Source organism: Gaoshiqia hydrogeniformans (genome assembly GCF_049347105.1).
Classification (GTDB): domain Bacteria; phylum Bacteroidota; class Bacteroidia; order Bacteroidales; family Prolixibacteraceae; genus Gaoshiqia; species Gaoshiqia hydrogeniformans.
In genome coordinates this window covers 860,717-880,854 of sequence record NZ_CP186334.1, presented here as the reverse complement: position 1 = coordinate 880,854, position 20,138 = coordinate 860,717, and the positions used below count along the sequence as shown (strand labels likewise).

Below are 20,138 nucleotides of genomic sequence, written 5' to 3'. Positions count from 1 at the left end.
AAAATACAAAATTGAAGTTAATGGATGAATAAAATACGAACCGCTATCATTGGCCCGGGCAAGGTAGCCCATTTACACGCCGTAAACCTGGTAAAATCGCCCAATGCCGATTTCGTTGCTGTTTGCGGAAGAACCCTTTTCAAAGCGAAGGCCTTTGCCGGTGTTTATAACATCAGGGCTTACGACGATCTGGAAACCATGATTCGGGAGGAAAAAATCGAGGTGTTGATTGTTTGTACGCCGCATCCGTATCATCGCGATCCGGTGGTGAGAGCGGCGGCGCTGGGCGTGCATTGCCTGATTGAAAAGCCAATGGCCAGTTCTCTGCAGGATTGCGATGCCATGCTGGAGGCCGCGGCTCAAAACGGGGTAAGCCTGGGCGTCATCAGCCAAAGGCGTTTTTACGAGCCGGTGAAACGAATGAAAAAAGCCATTGACGAAGGCAAAATCGGCGCCCCCGCCCTGGGAAGCATCATCCTGTTAGGTTGGCGCGACGAGGCATATTACTCCAGCGACCCCTGGCGGGGTAATTGGGAAACCGAAGGAGGAGGAGTGCTGGTGAATCAGGCGCCGCACCAGCTCGACCTGTTTCAGTGGCTGATGGGCCCGATTGAGCAGGTGTATGCCGTTACCCGAAATCTCAACCACCCCTATATTGAAGTGGAAGATACGGCGCTTGCCGTTGTTCAGTTTAAAGGAGGAGCTGTTGGCAGCATCCTGCTGAGTAATTCGCAAAAACCGGGCATTTACGGGAAAATTCATGTCCACGGGAGCAACGGGGCTTCGGTTGGCGCACAAACCGAGGGCGGAGCGATGTTTATCGCGGGACAATCGTCGGTGCTGGAACCTCCGGTAAACGATCTTTGGACGGTCGCCGGAGAAGAAAATTTACTTGAACAATGGAAGCAGGAAGATTGTGATTTTTTTAACCGGATTAACGCGGCGGAATATTACATCGGATTGCAGATTGAAGATTTTCTGGAAGCGGTGAAAACGAAACGCCAACCCTTGGTAAATGGCGAAGAAGGACGGAAAACCGTTGAGCTGTTTACCGCTATTTACCGCTCTGACCGCGATCAGGCGCCGGTGAGGTTTCCGCTTCCGCGCGAATCGGGATCTGATTTTGACGGGCGGATGAAATAAAGATAACAACGAGGATTTTCTAACGGGCTAAACCAACCATCATGAACGAAATCTTATTAATTGCCGGAATCGCGTTTGCCATCCTGCTTTTGTTATTTCTCGTATTGAAGCTGAAAATCCATGCGTTTATTTCGTTGCTGATTGTCAGCATTGCAGTCGGGCTGATGGCAGGCATGGACTTCAACCTGATAATAAAAAGCATGAAAGACGGGATGGGCAATACCCTGGGTTTCGTTGCCACGGTTGTCGGCTTGGGGGCAATTTTCGGACAAATGCTTGAGTCGTCGGGCGGAGCAGAGGCCATTGCTCAGAGTTTGATCAAACATTTTGGAGATAAGAGGGCTTCGTGGGCCCTGGTGCTTACCGGCTTCATCGTAGCAATCCCGGTGTTTCTGGATGTGGGCTTCATCATTCTGATTCCCATTGTTTACGAGCTGACCAAACAGTCGAAACGATCGATCTTGTATTACGCGATTCCGCTTTTAGCCGGCCTGGCGGTCACTCATGCCTTCATTCCCCCAACCCCGGGGCCGGTTGCTGTGGCCGAAATTCTGGATGCCCAATTGGGCTGGATCATCATCATGGGATTTATCATTGGTTTACCGACAGCCATCATTGCAGGCCCGGTTTTCGGGAAATACATCAGCCGTAAGATCCAGGTGGCCGTTCCGGATTATTTTTCGGAAAAAGAACCTGCGCCAGGCACAAAAGAGTTGCCGCCGTTCCGGACAATTATTTTAATCATCGCCTTGCCTCTACTCCTGATTGTTGCCAATTCGGTAGCCGAAGTGCTTTTCATTAAGGGGATTCTGCGAAACCAAACGGTTTATCAAACTATCGGTTTATTGGGGCACCCGTTTACGGCGCTGATCATTTCAACCTTACTGGCTATGTACGTTCTCGGCATCAAACGCGGCTTTAACAAAGACCAACTGATGAAACTTTCCAATAAGGCGCTTGGCCCGGCCGGTCTGATTATCCTGGTGACCGGAGCAGGAGGCGTATTTAAGCAGATTCTGATCGACAGCGGGGTTGGGGCCATGCTGGCTGAAAAGCTGGCCGGTTCGGCCATGCCGCCGCTGGTGCTGGCTTACCTGATTGCTGCGCTTGTACGGGTTATCCAGGGATCAGCAACTGTTTCCATGATTACTGCAGCCGGACTGATGGCCCCCATGATCGGTCTGTTCGATCTCAGCCAAATAGATAAGGCGCTGGTCGTGATCGCCATTGCTGCCGGTTCAACCATCCTTTCGCATGTGAACGACAGCGGTTTTTGGCTGGTCGGTAAGTACCTCGGTATGAATGAAAAAGAAACCTTACGTTCCTGGACGATCATGGAAACTCTCATTTCGGTAGTCGGTTTCCTGATGGTACTCCTGGTGAGTTTTCTGCTGCGGGGGGCCTGAACCTGCCGTTTCCGCAAAGGAAGAATAAACAGCAAACTGATAATTTATCGATTAAAGTTACGTTTCTTTATTGTCCGTATCTCTTGAAATCATAACTTTACAGTACACTAATTTTTTTATCATGAAGAAGTTTTCATATCGGTTATTATTGGTTTTTCTTATACCGGCCCTGGTATTTTCCTGTAAGGATGACAATGATATCGAGGAAGAACCCATTCCTGCGGAGGTGCTTTCCCGCAATGCCTGGATCAAAGAAAACATGGAGGATCTTTATTTCTGGAATAATAAAATTCCGAATATTGATGAAACAAAAGAGGCCGATTCGGAGGAATACTTCTATAAACTGGTCTATGACACGGAAGATGAATGGTCGTGGATTACAGATGATTACCCATCTCTGGCGGCCGAGTACAGCGGCGTTCCGGTCACGATGGGCTATGCCCCGGCTTTTTACCTGCTTCAGGATAACAGCAGTGTTGTGATGGTTGTAAAATATGTTTACCCGGGATCGGCGGCCGCCGGTGCCGGATTGAAACGGGGCGACCTGATTATTTCGATCAATAATACCAATTTGAATACCAGCAACTATTACAGCTTGTATTCGGGTACGAGCTACTCGGTACAACTTGGCGCGATCAATAATAATGTCATCAGCCCAACGGGAACCTCGTTGAGTATGACCGCCCGTGTTACCACGACAAACCCTTCCATTCATCATGAAGTGATCACGGTAAACAGTCATAAAATAGGTTATTTGGCTTATGTGGAATTTATTTCGGGTGATCAGGATGTGTTCCTTCATGCGCTGGATAATATTTTCACGGAGTTTAATACCAGCGGTATTACCGACCTGGTGGTGGATTTACGGTATAACCCCGGGGGGGAAATTGATGCTGCGGCTTACCTGGCATCGGCTATTGCCCCTGCCAGCGTGGTGGCAGCCAAAGACGTGCTGGTGAATATGAGATACAACAATGATTTACAGGCCTATCTCGAATATTACAGTACGCAGTACGCGCATTATCTAGCCTATCGGTTTACCGAGGTCGGGGCCAATGCAAACCTGCAACGGGTTTATTTCCTGGCAACCGACCGCACCGCGTCGGCCAGCGAATTACTGATGACCGGTTTGGAGCCTTATATGGATGTGATTCATATTGGTGAAGCGACCTACGGAAAATATGCCGGCGCCTGGGTGATGGCAGATGACGATGAGCAGTGGGCGATGATCCCCATTGTGATGAAATATGCCAATAAAAACGGCTATACCGACTTTGTAAACGGACTGCAACCGGATTACCCGATGGACGATGACATTTTCGGGGCAGTTCCCTTTGGCGATCCGTCAGACCCGATGCTGGCCAAAGCCATTGAACTGATCACAGGAGAAACGGCTGTTGCTTCGGTGAAGTCGGCAAAAACGGAGATTCTGCGGCAACAGGTAGTTCCGAAAGAAGAGCTGCTGAAACAAAACCTGATTGTTCCCCGCATCGGGTTCGAAAAGTAAAATTCAGTTTTCAGGCAATCAGATCAATTCTTCGGGGTTGATATCGGTCATATCAATCAGGTTGTTCATAATGGCATACATGGTGAGGCCGGAGATTGATTTGATGTTGAGTTTTTCAGTAATGTTTTTCCGGTGCGAAATGACGGTGTGGATGCTGATATTCAGTCGGTCGGCAATTTCTTTATTGAAAAATCCGAGCGCGATATGCCTGATCACATCCTTTTCGCGGATCGTTAAATCGCCGTTTTCCACCGGACTGGTTTTCTGTTTGCTGGCTGATTTTCGGATGACCTGGATCAGTTTCTGAATTTGCAAGGCCGATGACAGTTCGTTTAACTCATATTCGTACGGTAAATCAGGCTTACTGTTTTTCCCGGTAAAACCGACCAGAAAGACCTGGTTGTGTTTCCTGAGTTTTTCCTCCACTTCACCAGGAATCTTCTGTCCGGTTTCGTGGATGACAATGATGAGGTTATTACTGATCGCTAAAAACGAAGACAGATCATGCACCGAGCCCAATTGGGTAATCTCCAGGTTAAAATATTCCTGAAGGATCCAGGCCAGGCCTTTCCGAATTATTTCAGAGGGATGAATAATAAATACGTTCTCTTCCATGCTTTAGCGGTGTGACTCATCTCTTAGTTCTTCTTCAAGCTTGATTACCTGTACAATCAAAATGTTATCCTCGATCCGGGCATGATCGTACAAATCTTTTTCAAACTGGAATAAGGCGAATAAAAACTCGTTCATGTCGTTGGAATTATATCCGGGTTCCAGGTATTTGATGACCAGATTTTTCAGGTCGCTCAGCTTTTCCTCCACATTGGTGTGTTGTTCTTCGTAGTCGTGAATGGAGGTGTGGTTGTCTTTCAGTTTTCTGTTCCTGAACAAATCGATGATATACGGAAAAACCTTTTCATCTTCAAGCTGAAGGTGAGCGAGCAACTCGGTTTTGTATTTCTGGTAGAACGAGCTGATCATTTTTAGGCTCGAACAGTTTTTTTTACAACTAAGTAACACCTGATTCAGAAGTCGTTCAATTTTTGGCAACACGTAACTGATGTAATACGCATGTGTATTCTTAAGGTAATCAATCAGTAATACCGGAGAGAACGACAGCAGCTCGCTTTCAGGAAAATAATTCTCATCGTTGTACGTGTTCACAATGGCCAGAAAGAAATCGGTGTTGATTTCCTGGCTTTCACACAGTTCGCCTATTGTTTTTTCCTTGAAGCCCAACCGGATGCCAAAGCGGTTTATGACAGGAAGCAGGTTGTAATTGCTTGCCACCAGCGAACTCATTTTATCGTCTCTTTTAAAAATCTTCATGGGTATTTTAGTTTGATTTTTCATGCGCCACCTGCGGCGCTGAAACGGATGATTAACCTTTTTAATAACAGTTAAACTGCTTATTGGTTGAATAAACCTTGACCTTCCGGATACTTTTTCGTGCTTATGTTTCCTGTAAATGCCTTTATCTTTTTATCGTCCCGGATAATTTTAAATCAAGGTGATCAGTTTTTCGGTTTGTGGAGTGAGGTACCCAAAGGGAACGGCTTGAACCTGATGGCTAGTCAGCAGTTGCTCTACCTGGTCAATTGCCGCCGGATCAACGGCAATCAGGAGGCCGCCGCTGGTCTGCGGGTCGCAAAGAATTAATTTCTCCTGCTCGTTACGCAGTTGAACGTGGTGCCCGTAGCTGTCCCAGTTGCGGTGGGTGCCGCCGGGGATGCAGTTTTGCGCGATATAATCGTCCAATTCGGGGAAACGCGGGATCTTGTCAAATTCAATCAAAGCCGACAGTTTGCTTCCTTCACACATCTCGGTTAAGTGGCCCAGTAAGCCAAAGCCGGTTACATCGGTCATGGCTGTAATGCCGTTTATCTCGGCCAGTTCTTCTCCGATTTGGTTTAACTCCGACATGGAGCCGGGCGCAATGCAGGCATGTTCGGGTTTCAGTTTTCCTTGCTTCTGGGCAGTTGTAAAGATGCCTACGCCAAGCGGTTTGGTCAGGTAGAGTTTACAAGCTGCCGTGGCGGTGTTGTTTTGTTTTAGTTTTTTAAGCGACACCTGCCCGGTAACTGCCAGTCCGAAAATGGGTTCGGGACTGTCAATGCTGTGTCCCCCGGCCAGGCAAATTCCGGCATCTTTGCAGGCCTGCCGTCCGCCGTCCATCACTTGCTGCGCTATTTCGGGAGCCAGCTTGTTAACCGGCCATCCCAGGATGGCAATGGCCAGCAAGGGTTTTCCGCCCATGGCGTACACATCGCTGATCGCGTTGGTGGCCGCAATTCTTCCAAAGGTAAACGGGTCGTCCACAATGGGCATGAAAAAGTCGGTCGTACTGATGATGGCCGTTCCGTCGCCCATATCATAAACCGCCGCATCATCGCGGCTTTCGTTGCCGACCAGCAAACGGGAGTCGTGGATCGGCTCGATTGTTTGATGCAGGATGGCGCTTAATACCCGGGGCGATATTTTGCAACCGCAGCCGGCGCCATGACTGTATTGGGTGAGTTTGATGTCATTCATTGCCGTAAAAAAAGTTTAAAATTAGGTCTGCATTTTCCTGAGGATTGGCGCTTTGCAGAGCGATGTAGCTGACCTTTGACGGGTCGCGCATCCCAATTCCTTTCAGGTAAGATTTATCGTAGTAATGGAGGGTCCGCTGTACCACTTCGCGATAGTTGCCGTCTTCCAGGTAGCGGATCGCTTCTTTTGTTGCAAGGCCTCCCAGCCGTTTCGAAATCCGTTCAACGGAGCAGGCCAGCTGTGCAGGCGGGCAATTTCCGTATTCTTCAACTAACAGGTCGATACGCTTTGCTCTGGGAATATCCAGAAAAAAGACCGTTTGTTCCCGCATTTGATTAAACAGGCTGATCGGAATTTTCACACACCCGATGTTGTGGCTTTCGTCTTCCAGCCAAATTGGTTTTTCAGGATCTAACCGTCGGAACTCATCATGCAGATTATTCTCGAACTGTTCGGTTGTGGGTTGCGGCGGTTGATTAATCCCGCCAAAAGCCGAGCCTTTGTGCCGGGCCAATCCTTCCAGGTCGATCACCTGCAGGCCTCTGGCCTTGAACTCTTTCAGCAGCCGGGTTTTTCCGCTCCCGGTATAGCCGCCCAAAATCCGGAGTTTAAACGGTTGGGCAAAAAAATCGAGTACGTAATTTCGGTAAGCTTTGTAACCGCCTTCCAGAACATAAACCTGCCCGAACCCATTATCAGCCAGGTGTTGCGCAAAGGAAGAGCTGCGCATCCCACCCCTCCAGCAGTGAATAATAAGGTTTTTGCCGGGCGCGACTCGCTCCGACTGAAGGATGAACTGATCCAGCTTCGGGGCCACCAGGTGATAAGCCAGTTCAATTGCTTTTTCGCGTGACTGCTGAACGTACACGGTCCCCACCTCAGCCCGTTCACCATCCGAGAACAAAGGGATATTCACCGCGCCGGGGATATGTCCTTTCTGATGTTCGCCGGGTGAACGCACATCAATTACGGGCAGGTGCCGGAACTGCTCGTCGTATTGATGAATGGACAGTCGTTGGATCATATGGCCAGACAAATTCGTGTTTTTGACAAATCAGCTCTAGCGGTAGGGAAGCCTGGTCAGCATGTCGGCCAACTGGTTGATCCCGTCTTCGAGTTTTTTGTTCACCATCATTTTGATCATCATGCTCATCTCGGCATGCAAGGTCAGTCTCATTTTCGACTGGTAGGGCGATTCCGGCAACAACTGGATCCAGAAGGTGATGCCGATGGGCAGTCCGCCCGAACTTGAAATCTTAATGGTTTTTGCCGGTTCACGTTCAATGATCCGGATCTCGGCCTGTCCCATTCCCGAAATATTGAACCGGCACGAATCGGCGTCTGATTCAAAATTGCTGACCGTGATTTGGGGAACCGACTCGTTAATTTTTGATAACAGGCCTTCGTTAACGTATTGCGACAGGTTTTCGAAGTTCGACAGGTAATTGAACACCACCTCCTGGTTCTGCTCAATGAGTTTAATATCGCTGATGTATTTCTGAATGCTCATGGTCTTTGAATTTATATGATGCAAAGGTTTGAAAAAAGCGCTAAAGCTGCTAATCCGGTCTGCGATTTTCTTTCCCTCCGGCTGGTGTAAACAAAAAAATCCCCGACAGGGCCGGGGATGTCTGTATTATAATGAAAAAATCATATTCCGGAATTATTTTCCCCAGTTGGCCGGATCTTCCCGCCATTTGTTCAACGACTCTACCTGGGATTCTTTGATCTCACCCGACTCCAGAGCAACTTCAATTAATGTTTTGTAACGACTCAATGTTGTCAGTTCGATGCCGGCTTTGGCAAAGTTTTCTTTTGCAACCGGGAAATTGTAGGTGAAAATCGCCAGCATACCCAATACATCGCCGCCAAAGTTGGTGATTGCTTCTGCTGCTTTCAGGCTACTGACACCTGTTGATACCAGGTCCTCAATCACCACAACTTTTTGTCCTACCTTCAGGTCTCCTTCAATCAGGTTTTCCAGACCGTGGTCTTTCGGTTTCGCGCGGACGTAAATAAATGGCAGGCCAAGTTCCTGGGCCACCAGCATCCCGTGGGCAATTGCCCCGGTTGCTACCCCGGCAATGACTTCTGTTTCAGGATATTTTTCGCGGATGAGTTTTACAAACTGATCACGCACAAAGGTACGCGCTTCGGGGTACGACAACAATTTCCGGTTGTCGCAATAAATCGGAGCTTTCCAGCCTGAAGCCCAGGTAAAAGGATTTGAAGGTTGGATTTTTATTGTGTTAATTTGTACGAGCTTTTTCGTTACTTCCAGGTGGATGTCTTGCATAATGTTAAATGTTTAATACTGAATTCATCGCAAATGTACAAAGTTTTTTTTAATGAGTATCTGCTGTTGCTGAGGTCTGAAATTAATAATTCATTTAAAGATAACATTTATCAAAATATTGATATTGAGGATTTTGGCGATTTTTTCAGGCTGATTTCGGATTTAGACCGGCAGAAATATGCTAAAAAACTTATTCTGAATTGTTTAATAAATGAAAAGTTACTGGATGAATTGCCCGGGAAGATGTCTTATATCCGGGCTGCCGGCGGCCTGGTTAAAGATGGTAAAGGGAATATTTTGTTCATTAAACGTTTGGGACGATGGGATTTACCGAAAGGGAAAGTTGAAAAAAAGGAATCGCTTCGGCAGGCGGCTATCCGCGAAGTAAAAGAAGAATGCGGGTTGGATCAGGTGCAAATCCTTCGTCAATTGCAAAACACCTGTCATATTTATCAGTCGCCATACATAAAGGGAGCGAACAGGCTGGTTTGGAAAGAAACAAGCTGGTTCGAAATGCTTCATACCGGAAACGGGAATACTTCGCCCCAGGAGGAGGAAGATATCGACGAAGTCCGCTGGTTCGCGATGGATGAGCTGGACGAGGTGTTTGCATCGACTTATGGCAGCCTGAAAGAATTACTTCGTTCTTATCTGACCTGATTCCGGAATTTTTCCAATTCTCTGTTTCTCTGGTTATTTGTGCGGGCTGATGCCCAAAAAACAAAAATCCGGAAACGTTCATAATTATCGGCAAATGCAAAAAGCGATGGTTCCAACTCATCAGGCCGGCCCAAACCGGTAAATCATCAGAAATGCCGCTGTCATTCGATCGTAACCAACAACGATTCATGAATCTTTTTTCCCTCACGCAGCACAATGCTGACCAAAGCTTCCAGATCGGCATAGCTTGTCCGGAAGTTGACGATGCATGGTCTCAGGCAATAGTGGCCATTCACAATGGCGTTGCTGAGAAACACTTCGCCGCCTGATTGCAGCTTATTGAGCAACTCCTGATTCAGTTTGTTAAGATAAACTTCATCTTCAATATCTGACGGGACATACCGAAAAGTCGTGATACTCAGGTTTTGTGAGATCGCTTGCAAATCAGGAGTTTCCTGAACCAGATGAAACAGCTTTTCTGATAGGTTGATGTTGTTCCTGATCATGTCTGTTAATCCGTTTTTTCCCATTTGTTTGATCGACATCCAGACTTTAAGCGCCCTGAACCCCCTGGAATTTTGCATGCCATATTCATGAAAATTGACTGGCTGGTCATAGCCATTTCCGCCAAAGTTGTAATACTCCGGGTTGAAACTGAAGGCGTCGTGCAAATATTTTCGGTCGCGAACCAGGATGCAGCCAGCCTCCAACGGACTGTATAGCCACTTATGCGGGTCAAGCGCAATGGAATCAGCCTCAGCCAATCCGTCGAAAAGATTAGCTAATTCAGGAACGACCGCCGCCGGCGCCCCGTAAGCGCCATCAATATGAAACCATAAATCCCGGGTTTTACAAAAGTTTGCAATTTCGCGAAGCGGATCAACTGTGCCGGTGGATACCGATCCGGCGTTTCCGACGACCAGGAAAGGTTGGTGCCCTTGTCGGATATCAATCCTGATTTGTTCCTGTAAATGTGTTACGGACATTTGCTGGGAGTCGGTTAAGTCGATCCAACGGATGGAATCGGTTCCGTGGCCAAATAGATCAACTGCTTTTTGAATCCAGGTGTGGGTTCCTTTGGCGCAATAAACGGTAAAATGTTTTTTTCCCGGTTTAGGAAACGGAACCTGCGAATAAGCCCCCCATGGTTGGATCACTGGTTTTAGGGGAAGACCGGCTAAGCCTTCTTCCCGGATCTTTTCCCCGATTTTATTTCTCCGGGCGGCTAAAAAACCTAAAAAATTGGCCATGTTCCCGCCACTTACAAATATTCCTCCGCTATTAGCTTGATAACCAATTAATTCAGACAGCCAGGCAATGGTCTGTTGTTCGATTTCGGTAGCCATTGGCGACAAGGCAAATGCGCCCACATTGGCATTGACCGACGAAGCAAGAAAGTCTGCTAATGCGCCAATTGGAGCTGCCGATGAGGTAATGTATCCCCAAAACCGGGGATGGCCATTGAACAGCGAATGACCGAAAAGCAGTTCAGAAGCCTCTTTGAGAATTTCCCGGGATTCTTCACCCTGCAGCGGTAAGCTTTTATTGGTCAGGAACGACCGAATGGCGATGGGATTTTCTCCTTTGGTCACGTTCATTTCAGGCAATTCTTCCATGAAAGTGGCAATGCGTTCCGTCAGTTCGTGCGCTGCACTTCGAAATTCGTCAGCGCCCATGTTTAATGTTGTGTTTTTACCGGTTAATGTTTTCATCGTTACTGTTTTAGTTTAATTGGAATAATACGGGGTGTCGATCGTTTGTAGGCAAGGTATTGTTCGCCAAAAACATGGATCAAATCTTTTTCTTCGTAATAAAGACCGACCAGAATGTAGGTGGTCAGTAACAGTGAATAGACCAGGTGCGTGACTGTCATCAACGGGGTTGACCAAATGCCAATCAGGGTGCCCAGGTACAGCGGGTGCCGTGAATATTTATAAAAAGCAACTACTTTAAAATCAATTGCTTTGTAAGGCTCATTTCTGATGCGGAGATAGGCTTGCCTCAGTCCGAAAAGATCAAAATGATTGATCAAAAAAGTACTGATAAACAGAATCACCCATCCGGTGAAGAACATGCCATACAATACGTTGTACCAAACAGATTCGTTACTAACCTGCCAAATCACACCACCAAGCGGCTCCCATTGCCAAACCAGCAGCGTAAGTGCGATTCCGGTTGCCAAAACATAGGTACTGCGCTCAAGATGAGCCGGAATAAAACGGATGATCCATTTTTTGAAACCCCTGCGGGCCATAACGGTGTGCTGGATTCCGAACAGAAAGACGAGGCCCAGATTTTTCAGGATGGCCGAACCGGTATCCATGACGGGAACGCCGTCAATCGACGCTTCCGGAAACAGATTACCTGTCGATGCAATCCAGTATAAAAGCGAAAGGAAACCGATCGCATAACAGAATAATGCATAAACTGCGCTTAATGTCTTTTTCATGTCTTTTATTTTTAATAAGTAAAAAATGAAAATCTGTTCAGCAAAGGTAGAAGCATTAAAAAAGACATGATTGTCTGATAAGCTCAAATAATTGATGATTTGGATATTGAACAGATTAGTTCTCAGATTTTTCCGATTGTAGTCTGAATTGGAGTGGCGGCAGGCCAAAATGCTTTTTGAAGCACCGGATAAAATGCGGCGTTGATTCAAAACCCGAATAAAATGCAATGTCGTTGATATGTTCTTCGGTCGCTAATAACCTGGATCTGGCATATTTAAGTCGCTCTTCCATAATCCATTGCAAGGGGGGAATGCCAAAAGCTTTTTTAAAATCCCTTTTAAACGAAGAAAGGCTGCGGTTGCAGAGCCTGGCATATGCTTCCATTGACAAATTAAACAGGAGGTTTTTTCTCATCACCGATTCGATATTTTCTCTTGTTTCACTGAGTGTTGAAAGAAAATAGGCTTTGAGCAGGGGGTTGTAATTTGTTGTCAGTATCTGAAGGAGTAATTCCTTAAATTTTAATTTGAGCAAGTGTTTTGACGGAACAGCATTCTGAAGAAAATAGGTGGAAACAGATTCAAAGAATAATCTCAGGTTGGCATCAACATTCATCCTCAGGATCTGAAAATTATTTTGTTCTTCTGATTCGTTGTTTTTAAGGTTCACCTGATACTCCAGCACGACCTCCCGGATAAAATCTTTTGGAAAGAAAAAAATCAAAGCGCAAAAATCTGTTTCATAGGAATTTCGCATGATACACGCGCCTTTTTTGCAGTAAACCGCATCGCCTGGCGATGCCGGAAATTCCCCGTCGGGAGTGATCCACGTTTTATTTCCCGAAGTCACATAAACCAGGTGCGCGTAAGGCGACCATAAGTCATAAATCTCTCTTGAATCAGACAAACATTGGTACTCCACGAATAAAAGGCCATCGCATTCCAGCCGGCGGTAATTGGCGGTAAGGCTATCTTCGTAAAGGTTAAACATTTATAGTTTCATTTAAGCAGCGTTGAAAAAATTGATCTGATTAGTTAACAACTGAACCTGCTTAATGGTTGGATTTACCTTTTCTTCGTTGACGCGAATAGCAGCCTGAAAGAATTACTTCGTTCTTATCTGACCTGATTCCGGAATTCTTCCAGTTGTTTTTGCTTCAACAAACCTGAAAATTGCCGGTCAAATCCGTCAAGGGGGTTAAGGGCCGGCGCCAGTTCCAGTTTACCGGCCGGTGTCAGCAGGTAGGCCGTAGGGAAAGTGCGTACCCGGTATTTGTCGGCCTCTGCTTTTGGACAGCTAAAAAATTCCCCTGGCCAGTTTTGTTGTTGGATGAGGTCTTTTTTACCCAGTTCGGTTTCCGGGATGAGGTGTATGATATGAACCTGCCCCGCCAGCGCCTCCGGAAAACTTTTCAGGTGATCGAGATGTTGCCGGCAGATGGGATTGGTCACACTGGTAAAATGCAGGTAAACATACTTTCCGCGGTATTCCGAAAGGCGGTGCCCCTTGCCGTCAAACCCGGTGAAGCTGATTTCCGGCCCTTCATTACCAGGAAGCAGGTAAGTGAGTTTCGATTTCAATAAACGGGCTGTTTCTTTGCGGGATGCCGGCCAGCTGCCCTGCCCGATCTTATCTAACAAAGCAATTAGGCTTTTTTGTGGAAATTGTCCCTGGTAAAAGGCATCATGAATTGATTTCAGAATAACCAGCCGCGACAGGTTTTGGTCCCAGCCCTTTTGTGCGAGCAGAAAATTTTCGATGCCGCTTAAATCGGCCTTTCCAACCAGGTTCCTGAATTCGTCGCCGTCCAAGGCATTGGACAGTATGGCAAAATAATTTGTGAACAGCTGCTCAAACAGCCGGTAACAGGTCGGAATTTGCAGATTGGGACTGTGTTTTACAAAACAAGCTGCTGCAAACGATTCATTTCGTCCCTGGTGAAGCGCGTATTCGGCTGAGGCTATGCGGTAAAACTTGTAGTCTTCGAAATAAGCGTGGCCCGAATCGGAAAATTGCTGGCGCAGTTTGGTTTTCAGCGAATCGACGGCAGCCGGTGATTGATCGTGGAATATCCGGTTGAAATGCGTGTTCTCCTGGGTCGAATAAGCCTGTTCAAACGATTGGATCATCCGGTTCAAATCATCGGACCTGACATTTTGTAAACCAAAAGGAATGATGTTGGCCCGAAAAAAGGGGTTACGCCTTTCTGCTTCGCCGACTTGCTGTAACGGCGGAAAAACAAGTTGGTAGCTTTTTCCCGGCTCCAGGTAAATTTGTGCCCGCCAGCTGTCAAAATCGGCCAGGCATAAGCTCGTTTCATCCAATTGAAAAGTCGCGTCAAACGAGCCATCGGGCTTGAGGTTTAGTTTAACCAGAGACTTAGTCGTTCCCGATATCGGATCTTCGGTCCGGTAAATTTCGATCGTCCGTCCCTGGTAATCCGGGGCATTCCCAACGAGGCGGACGGTGTTCTGGTTATATGCCGGAAAGGCAAAAAAAATGAGCAGGTAAAACAGAAACAGCTTATTCATCTTCTTTAAAAAATTCATCCATATTTAACCCTTTGGGTAAAAACATGCTGGCATCGCCGCCATGCAGGATGATATCGCGGACGATGGTGGAGTTTACCGGCGTATGTTCGGGCATCGTCAGTAAAAATACGGTTTCGATTTGCGGGTGCATTTTTTTGTTGACCTGCGCGATGGCCCTTTCATATTCAAAATCGGCAGAAGTACGTAAGCCCCTTAAAATATAAGCGGCTCCCACCTTCTTGCAAAAATCAACGGTCAGGCCCTCGTGCGGCATCACTTCAATCTTGGGTTCATCGGCAAAAACCTGCTTCACCCATTTCAGCCGCTTTTCGAGTTTAAAAAATGATTGTTTGTTGGTGTTGTAGCCAATCATGATCACAATCTTGTCGAACATGGGAATGGCCCGGCGGACAACGCTTTCATGTCCGATGGTAAAAGGGTCGAATGAACCCGGGAATATGGCAATTTTATCCATGTGTTCTGTTTTTGTTCAGTCACCAAATATAAATGATAATATTCGGAAATTTCCGAATATCCCTGATTTAATTGGACCGGCAGGCCGGATTGATCGAGTGTGTTGAACTGGATTGACGAGACCGGGAAAAATAGGGAAACCTCTGAATAACGGTTAGTGATCCGGTAATCGACCGGAATTAGATGTTAAAAAATACGCCATGACAACAACATATAACTTTCCGTACTCAGAGGTTTGCTTTTCAATGTCTTTGCAGAACCGGCGTTTTCTGCTTTGTTGACTTTATAACAACAAATCCCGGAAGTTGTTTTTTGTTTTTTTGAAAATTCCCTGATTTTCACGGTTTATTTCATTGAATATTCTGCTTTTGTGCCAAACAGCGGATTATTGGAGAGGCGCGGCAAAAGCCAAAACGTCGTCGCCGGTGATTACTTTATCGCAAAGAATGATTAAACGCTCAATCACATTTCTGAATTCGCGGATGTTTCCGGTCCAGGTCATACTTTGTAACCTGTTGATGGCATCGGGGGTGATTTTTTTCACAGGCATACCGTATTCCCCGCAAATTTGGGTTATAAAATAGTTGGCCAGTTCAGGAATATCTTCTGCCCGTTCGTTTAACGCGGGCACCTGGATCAGGATCACGCTCAGACGGTGGTACAGGTCTTCGCGAAAATGCCCTTTGCTGATTTCCTCGCTGATATTTTTATTGGTGGCGGCTACCACGCGAACATTCACCGCGATCGGCTGGTCGCCTCCAACCCGGGTGATGATGTTCTCCTGAAGCGCCCGCAGCACTTTTGCCTGTGCCGAAAGGCTCATATCGCCAATTTCATCGAGAAACAGCGTACCGCCGTTGGCTTGTTCAAATTTTCCTTTACGTTGTTTTACCGCAGAGGTAAAAGCGCCTTTTTCATGTCCAAATAGTTCGCTTTCAATTAGTTCTGAAGGAATGGCGGCGCAGTTTACCTCGACAAAAGGCCCGGAAGAGCGGTTGCTTTTTTCGTGTAGCCTGCGGGCAACCAGTTCCTTGCCGGTTCCGTTGGCGCCGGTAATCAGCACGCGGGCATCGGTGGGGGCCACCCGGTCGGCCATATCGGTAATCTTTTTGATGGCAGCCGAACTCCCGACCATTTCGTATTTTTTGCTGACTTTCTTTTTCAAGACCTTGGTTTCGGTCAGTAAATTCGACTTGTCCATAGCATTGCGGATGGTAATCAGCAGGCGGTTCAGGTCGAGGGGTTTTTCAATAAAATCAAAAGCCCCTTTTTTGATCGATTCCACGGCCGTGTCGATATTGCCATGTCCGGAGATCATCACGACCGGCGCATCCAGCGATAATTCCTGTACTTTACCGAGTACTTCCAGTCCGTCCATTCCCGGCATTTTGATGTCGCACAATACAATATCGTACTCGTTTTTGCGGATTAGTTCGAGTCCCTGGTTGCCATCTTCGGCCAAATCAACCTGGTACTGTTCGTATTCAAGGATATCTTTCAGCGTATTGCGGATACTGCGTTCATCGTCGATTACTAATATTTTTGACATGTGCTTGTTTTTTTTGTTGAATTATTGTTTCAAAATTAATGATTAATCCATTCGTACAAAACGCCTTCCCGGAGGGCAAAATCGGTTTGTGCCATTTCGGCCGGTTTTAAGCGGTTAAGAATAAGCCGGATAAAAAGAAACGACGGTACAATCATTTCTACCCTCAGTGGTTCCATCCCGGTCATTTTTTCGCGCTGGGCTTTGGTCGAACGGATGATTTTTTCGGCAATGTATTGAAAATCAGTCAGGTTTATTGATTGCTTCACCCGTTGTTTGCTCCCCGGCGGTGTTTGGTCAATCAGGTCGGCCAGCGTGTCGAACGCCCCGGAGCAACCAATCAGGCGGGAAATTTTGGTTCCGGCAAGCTGTTTCCAAAGCGTGCCCAGGCCATGTTCAAAATAAGTTTCAATGGCCGAAATCTCTTTTTCACTGATCGGGTCCGACAGAGAGAACTGTTCCACCACGCGGGCCATGCCCAGCGGGAAACTCTCTTTCCAGTGAATCCCGTTGTTTTTGGTTTGAATGAATTCGTTGCTTCCCCCGCCAATATCCAGGATCAGGTTATCATCGGGGATGGAATTGAAGGCGAGTTTTACGCCCTGGAAAATAAGTTGCGCTTCTTCGTTGCCTGAGATGACCGAAAGTCTCAGTCCGGTTTCTTTTTGCAGATGAGCGGTAAACGCATCTTTGTTGGCGGCATCGCGAACTGCCGAGGTGGCAATCGTCACCACCCGGTCTGCCTGAAACGAGGCGATGGTTTCCCGGTGTTGGTTCAGCGCGGCTGTTGCCCGCGAAAATGCCTCCCGGCTTAACAGGTTCCTGTCAATTCCGTCTTTGCCCAGTTTTACACCCAGCTTTCCCTGGTGTAAAATCCGGTAGTTCTTTTCGTTAATCCCGGCAATCAGCAAATTGCAGGTATTTGTTCCCAAATCGATGACGGCCAGTTTCATGTTAGTTGAAGTTCATATTTGTGCAAAGATAAAATTTGCAGGTAGAGCGTATTGGTTTTCGCATCTTTTTGTATTTAGGCAGAAAAAACAAAAAAAGAAAGCCTTCCGTCATCAGAAGGCCCTCAGAACTATGTCAATGCAAAATGAAGATTTTCTGTTTGCTAATCTTCAACAAGATAAAGAAAAGATTGCAAATAAATACTTTTTTATCTGATTTTAATTCCGGTAAACCAACCACTTAACAATTTCTTTAAGATTGACTTTCTTTCCGTACATTAAAATGCCGGTTCGGTAAATTTTACCGGCCATCCAGATTGTTCCCCAAATTGAAACCAATAAAATACTCATCGACAACAGCAGCTCCCAGGCAGGCACGCCAAAGGGCACGCGAACGGTCATGATAACGGGAGAGGTGAGCGGGATCATGGAAGCCCAGAAAGCCAGTGTCCCTTCCGGATTTTTGATCACCGGAAAGAGAATGATGATCGAAAAAATCAGGGGGATTGTAACGGGCATCATCAGTTGCTGTGCATCTTCTTCGTGGTCGACGGCCGAGCCGACTGCTCCCAGCAAAGAAGCATACATCAGAAAACCTCCCAGAAAAAAGAACAGAAAGCATCCCAGAATCAGTGGCAGGTTTAAGTTGCTGATCAGGTCGACGATTTCAATCACCATGTTTTCCTGTCCGCCCCCGGCTTGCTGCAGGGCAATGCCCGAAGTGTCCATCAGGTTTTGTGATTGGCGGATTGCCTGGGCTTCGTCGACTCCCGAAAAGGTTTGTACCCCGGTGATGATTGCGGCAAAGATAAGGATCCAGAATAACAGCTGGGTTAGCCCAACCAGTCCAATGCCGATAATCTTTCCAAACATCAGCTGGGTGGGTTTTACCGATGAAATGATTACCTCAACAATCCGGTTGGTTTTTTCTTCCATCACCCCGCGCATCACCATTGCGCCGTAAATAAAAACAAACATGTAAATGATGAAACCGGCGGCATAGCCAACGGCCATTGCGATTTCGGTCGAGCTTTTCACCTGGGCGCCCTGGTCGTCCACCTTGATGGTTTCGAGGTTAATGCTGGTCTTGGTGGCTGCCAGTTTATTCTCCAGGTCGGGAATACCCGATTGATCGATCACTTGTTGCCTTTTGTCGTTTTCGATGATGTTACCGAGTTTCTTCCCGATCAGGTTTTTAATATCAATCGTCACCTGTTTATCTGAAAACAGCTGGGCTCGGCTGACAGTCAGGATGTTGGGCGGAATAAACAGGACGGCGTAAAACCCGCTTTGTTTAATGTTGTCCTTTAGTTGAAGGTATTCCTGTTCGGGCACAAAGTGAAATCGGGTATAATCAGTATTGTCCAGTCGTCCCAGGAAGATGCCCGTTCCGTCGTAAACCGCGATGGTGCGTTCTTCTTTGTCGTCCTGCATGGCGAGCCAGGCCGGAAGAACCGTGAAAGCGGCAAAAAGAAAAGGGACCAGCAGCGTTAAAATGATGAACGATTTTTTCCGGACGCGGGTCAGGTATTCGCGTTTTAAAATGATCAGTCCTTTGTTCATGTCCTTAGTTTTTTTGGTTAGCTTGTTCAACAACCTGGATAAATACTTCATTCATGCTGGGGATTACCTCGCGAAAAGCGCTGATCTCCATCTTTCCTATCAGTTTTTGCAACAATTCGTTATTTGTTTCGCCCCGGGTTTCCTGGAACTTTACGCGCTGGCGTATTCCCCGCCGCTCATGCTCAATCAGTTTAAAACCGTTGGAAGAAAAGAGGAGGGAAACATCATCGGTTTCGGCGGTTTCAATCTCGAAAATACCTTGTTTGTAGCGTTCTTTGATGTCGAAAATGTTGCCGTCCAGTATTTTTTGTGATTTGTTGATCAGCGCAATGTGGTCGCAAACTTCCTCAACCGAAGCCATGTTATGGGTTGAGAAGATGATGGTTGCGCCATTTTCTTTCAGCTGGAGGATTTCGTTTTTCAGCAGGTTGGTGTTGATGGGGTCGAAACCGCTGAAAGGCTCGTCAAAAATCAGTAATTGCGGTTTGTGAATGACGGTGGTCACAAACTGAACCTTCTGCTGCATTCCTTTCGAAAGCTCTTCTACTTTTTTGTTCCACCAGGGTTGAATCTCGAACTTTTCAAACCAAACTTTCAGGCTTTTCAGGGCATCATGCCGCGACATGCCTTTTAGCTGAGCCAGGTACAATGCTTGTTCGCCTACTTTCATTTTTTTATAAAGCCCGCGTTCCTCGGGCAGGTAACCGATCGATTCGATGTCGGTTGATTTGAACCTGCGTCCTTTGAAATACAATTCGCCCGCATCGGGGGCGGTAATTTGGTTGATAATCCGGATCAGGGTCGTTTTGCCGGCCCCGTTGGGACCCAGCAGTCCGAATACAGACTGCTCTTCCACCGAAATGCTGACCTGGTCGAGCGCCCGGTGCCCGGCGTAATCTTTTACAACTTCAGTCGCTTTAAATAGTTCCATACAGAGGTTTTTTATTTTTCCGGTTTCAATTCAGCCCGAAATTAAGTAAAATACCTGTCGGGTCAATTTGTTTTTTCGGCAAACAGTCGTTTTTTTCGGACGAATACATCTATCCGGGAATTCGTCCTTCATAGAAGGATGGTATTTAT

General features: G+C 46.8%; 19 protein-coding genes. 4 read left to right on the top strand and 15 right to left on the bottom strand.

From position 1 onward, the window contains the following. The first annotated feature begins 24 nt into the window (after positions 1 to 24). From ACOIT5_RS03685 to ACOIT5_RS03675, 3 genes are all read left to right on the top strand, one after another. Complete coding sequence (locus ACOIT5_RS03685; RefSeq protein ID WP_423129116.1) at positions 25 to 1,143, top strand: Gfo/Idh/MocA family protein; 1,119 nt, start codon at positions 25 to 27, stop codon at positions 1,141 to 1,143. 41 nt (positions 1,144 to 1,184) lie between these two features. Further along, entirely contained in the window at positions 1,185 to 2,549 is a 1,365-nt protein-coding gene (locus tag ACOIT5_RS03680) for a gluconate:H+ symporter (RefSeq protein ID WP_423129115.1), read from the top strand. A gap of 121 nt (positions 2,550 to 2,670) precedes the next feature. Beyond that, on the top strand, positions 2,671 to 4,056 hold the full coding sequence (locus ACOIT5_RS03675; protein WP_423129114.1) for a S41 family peptidase: 1,386 nt from the start codon (positions 2,671 to 2,673) through the stop codon (positions 4,054 to 4,056). Positions 4,057 to 4,074: 18 nt separating this feature from the next. Here the strand turns inward: ACOIT5_RS03675 and ACOIT5_RS03670 are convergent, their stop codons facing one another. The 6 genes from ACOIT5_RS03670 to pyrE form a co-directional block, all read right to left on the bottom strand. Continuing rightward, a complete protein-coding gene (locus ACOIT5_RS03670) occupies positions 4,075 to 4,671 on the bottom strand; it encodes a response regulator transcription factor (RefSeq protein ID WP_423129113.1) in 597 nt (198 codons plus the stop codon). A gap of 3 nt (positions 4,672 to 4,674) precedes the next feature. After that, positions 4,675 to 5,385 (bottom strand): hemerythrin domain-containing protein, encoded by a 711-nt coding sequence (locus ACOIT5_RS03665; RefSeq protein ID WP_423129112.1) that lies wholly within the window; start codon positions 5,383 to 5,385, stop codon positions 4,675 to 4,677. 171 nt (positions 5,386 to 5,556) lie between these two features. Continuing rightward, entirely contained in the window at positions 5,557 to 6,588 is a 1,032-nt protein-coding gene (gene selD / locus ACOIT5_RS03660) for a selenide, water dikinase SelD (protein WP_423129111.1), read from the bottom strand. Then, positions 6,581 to 7,612 (bottom strand): tRNA 2-selenouridine(34) synthase MnmH, encoded by a 1,032-nt coding sequence (gene mnmH, locus ACOIT5_RS03655; protein ID WP_423129110.1) that lies wholly within the window; start codon positions 7,610 to 7,612, stop codon positions 6,581 to 6,583. The genes selD and mnmH overlap by 8 nt, the downstream gene beginning before the upstream one ends. Positions 7,613 to 7,648: 36 nt before the next feature. Beyond that, positions 7,649 to 8,098: a hypothetical protein gene (locus tag ACOIT5_RS03650; RefSeq protein WP_423129109.1), complete on the bottom strand. Its 450-nt coding sequence runs from the start codon at positions 8,096 to 8,098 to the stop codon at positions 7,649 to 7,651. A gap of 153 nt (positions 8,099 to 8,251) precedes the next feature. After that, a complete protein-coding gene (gene pyrE / locus ACOIT5_RS03645) occupies positions 8,252 to 8,884 on the bottom strand; it encodes an orotate phosphoribosyltransferase (RefSeq protein ID WP_423129108.1) in 633 nt (210 codons plus the stop codon). A 33-nt stretch (positions 8,885 to 8,917) separates the two neighbouring features. Between pyrE and ACOIT5_RS03640 the strand changes: the two genes are divergently transcribed. Next, positions 8,918 to 9,544: an NUDIX hydrolase gene (locus tag ACOIT5_RS03640; protein WP_423129107.1), complete on the top strand. Its 627-nt coding sequence runs from the start codon at positions 8,918 to 8,920 to the stop codon at positions 9,542 to 9,544. A gap of 161 nt (positions 9,545 to 9,705) precedes the next feature. On the opposite strand, the gene ACOIT5_RS03635 is transcribed toward ACOIT5_RS03640, so the two are convergent. The 9 genes from ACOIT5_RS03635 to ACOIT5_RS03595 form a co-directional block, all read right to left on the bottom strand. Further along, the gene (locus ACOIT5_RS03635) at positions 9,706 to 11,256 is read right to left on the bottom strand and encodes a pyridoxal phosphate-dependent decarboxylase family protein (RefSeq protein WP_423129106.1); all 1,551 of its coding nucleotides are present in this window, start codon (positions 11,254 to 11,256) and stop codon (positions 9,706 to 9,708) included. A 2-nt stretch (positions 11,257 to 11,258) separates the two neighbouring features. After that, positions 11,259 to 11,993, bottom strand: coding sequence for a methyltransferase family protein (locus ACOIT5_RS03630; RefSeq protein WP_423129105.1), 735 nt, complete (start codon positions 11,991 to 11,993; stop codon positions 11,259 to 11,261). Positions 11,994 to 12,108: 115 nt separating this feature from the next. Further along, the gene (locus tag ACOIT5_RS03625) at positions 12,109 to 12,984 is read right to left on the bottom strand and encodes an AraC family transcriptional regulator (RefSeq protein WP_423129104.1); all 876 of its coding nucleotides are present in this window, start codon (positions 12,982 to 12,984) and stop codon (positions 12,109 to 12,111) included. Between the two features lie 125 nt (positions 12,985 to 13,109). Next, positions 13,110 to 14,525, bottom strand: coding sequence for a peroxiredoxin family protein (locus tag ACOIT5_RS03620; RefSeq protein ID WP_423129103.1), 1,416 nt, complete (start codon positions 14,523 to 14,525; stop codon positions 13,110 to 13,112). Then, positions 14,518 to 15,000 (bottom strand): pantetheine-phosphate adenylyltransferase, encoded by a 483-nt coding sequence (gene coaD / locus ACOIT5_RS03615; RefSeq protein WP_423129102.1) that lies wholly within the window; start codon positions 14,998 to 15,000, stop codon positions 14,518 to 14,520. Before coaD ends, ACOIT5_RS03620 begins: the two co-directional genes overlap by 8 nt. Before the next feature lie 384 nt (positions 15,001 to 15,384). Beyond that, positions 15,385 to 16,548 (bottom strand): sigma-54-dependent transcriptional regulator, encoded by a 1,164-nt coding sequence (locus tag ACOIT5_RS03610; protein WP_423129100.1) that lies wholly within the window; start codon positions 16,546 to 16,548, stop codon positions 15,385 to 15,387. Positions 16,549 to 16,583: 35 nt separating this feature from the next. Further along, positions 16,584 to 17,498, bottom strand: coding sequence for a phosphatase (locus ACOIT5_RS03605; protein ID WP_423129099.1), 915 nt, complete (start codon positions 17,496 to 17,498; stop codon positions 16,584 to 16,586). 216 nt (positions 17,499 to 17,714) lie between these two features. After that, a complete protein-coding gene (locus ACOIT5_RS03600) occupies positions 17,715 to 19,058 on the bottom strand; it encodes an ABC transporter permease (protein ID WP_423129098.1) in 1,344 nt (447 codons plus the stop codon). 4 nt (positions 19,059 to 19,062) lie between these two features. Then, positions 19,063 to 19,989 (bottom strand): ABC transporter ATP-binding protein, encoded by a 927-nt coding sequence (locus ACOIT5_RS03595; protein WP_423129097.1) that lies wholly within the window; start codon positions 19,987 to 19,989, stop codon positions 19,063 to 19,065. Positions 19,990 to 20,138: the final 149 nt, after the last annotated feature.

Coding starts and splice junctions, on each gene's coding strand:
- ACOIT5_RS03620 (WP_423129103.1), bottom strand. CDS start 14,525: ATGAATAAGCTGTTTCTGTTTTACCTGCTCATTTTTTTTGCCTTTCCG.
- ACOIT5_RS03630 (WP_423129105.1), bottom strand. CDS start 11,993: ATGAAAAAGACATTAAGCGCAGTTTATGCATTATTCTGTTATGCGATC.
- ACOIT5_RS03640 (WP_423129107.1), top strand. CDS start 8,918: ATGTACAAAGTTTTTTTTAATGAGTATCTGCTGTTGCTGAGGTCTGAA.
- ACOIT5_RS03600 (WP_423129098.1), bottom strand. CDS start 19,058: ATGAACAAAGGACTGATCATTTTAAAACGCGAATACCTGACCCGCGTC.
- selD (WP_423129111.1), bottom strand. CDS start 6,588: ATGAATGACATCAAACTCACCCAATACAGTCATGGCGCCGGCTGCGGT.
- ACOIT5_RS03610 (WP_423129100.1), bottom strand. CDS start 16,548: ATGTCAAAAATATTAGTAATCGACGATGAACGCAGTATCCGCAATACG.
- ACOIT5_RS03605 (WP_423129099.1), bottom strand. CDS start 17,498: ATGAAACTGGCCGTCATCGATTTGGGAACAAATACCTGCAATTTGCTG.
- ACOIT5_RS03675 (WP_423129114.1), top strand. CDS start 2,671: ATGAAGAAGTTTTCATATCGGTTATTATTGGTTTTTCTTATACCGGCC.
- pyrE (WP_423129108.1), bottom strand. CDS start 8,884: ATGCAAGACATCCACCTGGAAGTAACGAAAAAGCTCGTACAAATTAAC.
- ACOIT5_RS03595 (WP_423129097.1), bottom strand. CDS start 19,989: ATGGAACTATTTAAAGCGACTGAAGTTGTAAAAGATTACGCCGGGCAC.
- ACOIT5_RS03670 (WP_423129113.1), bottom strand. CDS start 4,671: ATGGAAGAGAACGTATTTATTATTCATCCCTCTGAAATAATTCGGAAA.
- ACOIT5_RS03650 (WP_423129109.1), bottom strand. CDS start 8,098: ATGAGCATTCAGAAATACATCAGCGATATTAAACTCATTGAGCAGAAC.
- ACOIT5_RS03680 (WP_423129115.1), top strand. CDS start 1,185: ATGAACGAAATCTTATTAATTGCCGGAATCGCGTTTGCCATCCTGCTT.
- mnmH (WP_423129110.1), bottom strand. CDS start 7,612: ATGATCCAACGACTGTCCATTCATCAATACGACGAGCAGTTCCGGCAC.
- ACOIT5_RS03685 (WP_423129116.1), top strand. CDS start 25: ATGAATAAAATACGAACCGCTATCATTGGCCCGGGCAAGGTAGCCCAT.
- ACOIT5_RS03625 (WP_423129104.1), bottom strand. CDS start 12,984: ATGTTTAACCTTTACGAAGATAGCCTTACCGCCAATTACCGCCGGCTG.
- coaD (WP_423129102.1), bottom strand. CDS start 15,000: ATGGATAAAATTGCCATATTCCCGGGTTCATTCGACCCTTTTACCATC.
- ACOIT5_RS03665 (WP_423129112.1), bottom strand. CDS start 5,385: ATGAAGATTTTTAAAAGAGACGATAAAATGAGTTCGCTGGTGGCAAGC.
- ACOIT5_RS03635 (WP_423129106.1), bottom strand. CDS start 11,256: ATGAAAACATTAACCGGTAAAAACACAACATTAAACATGGGCGCTGAC.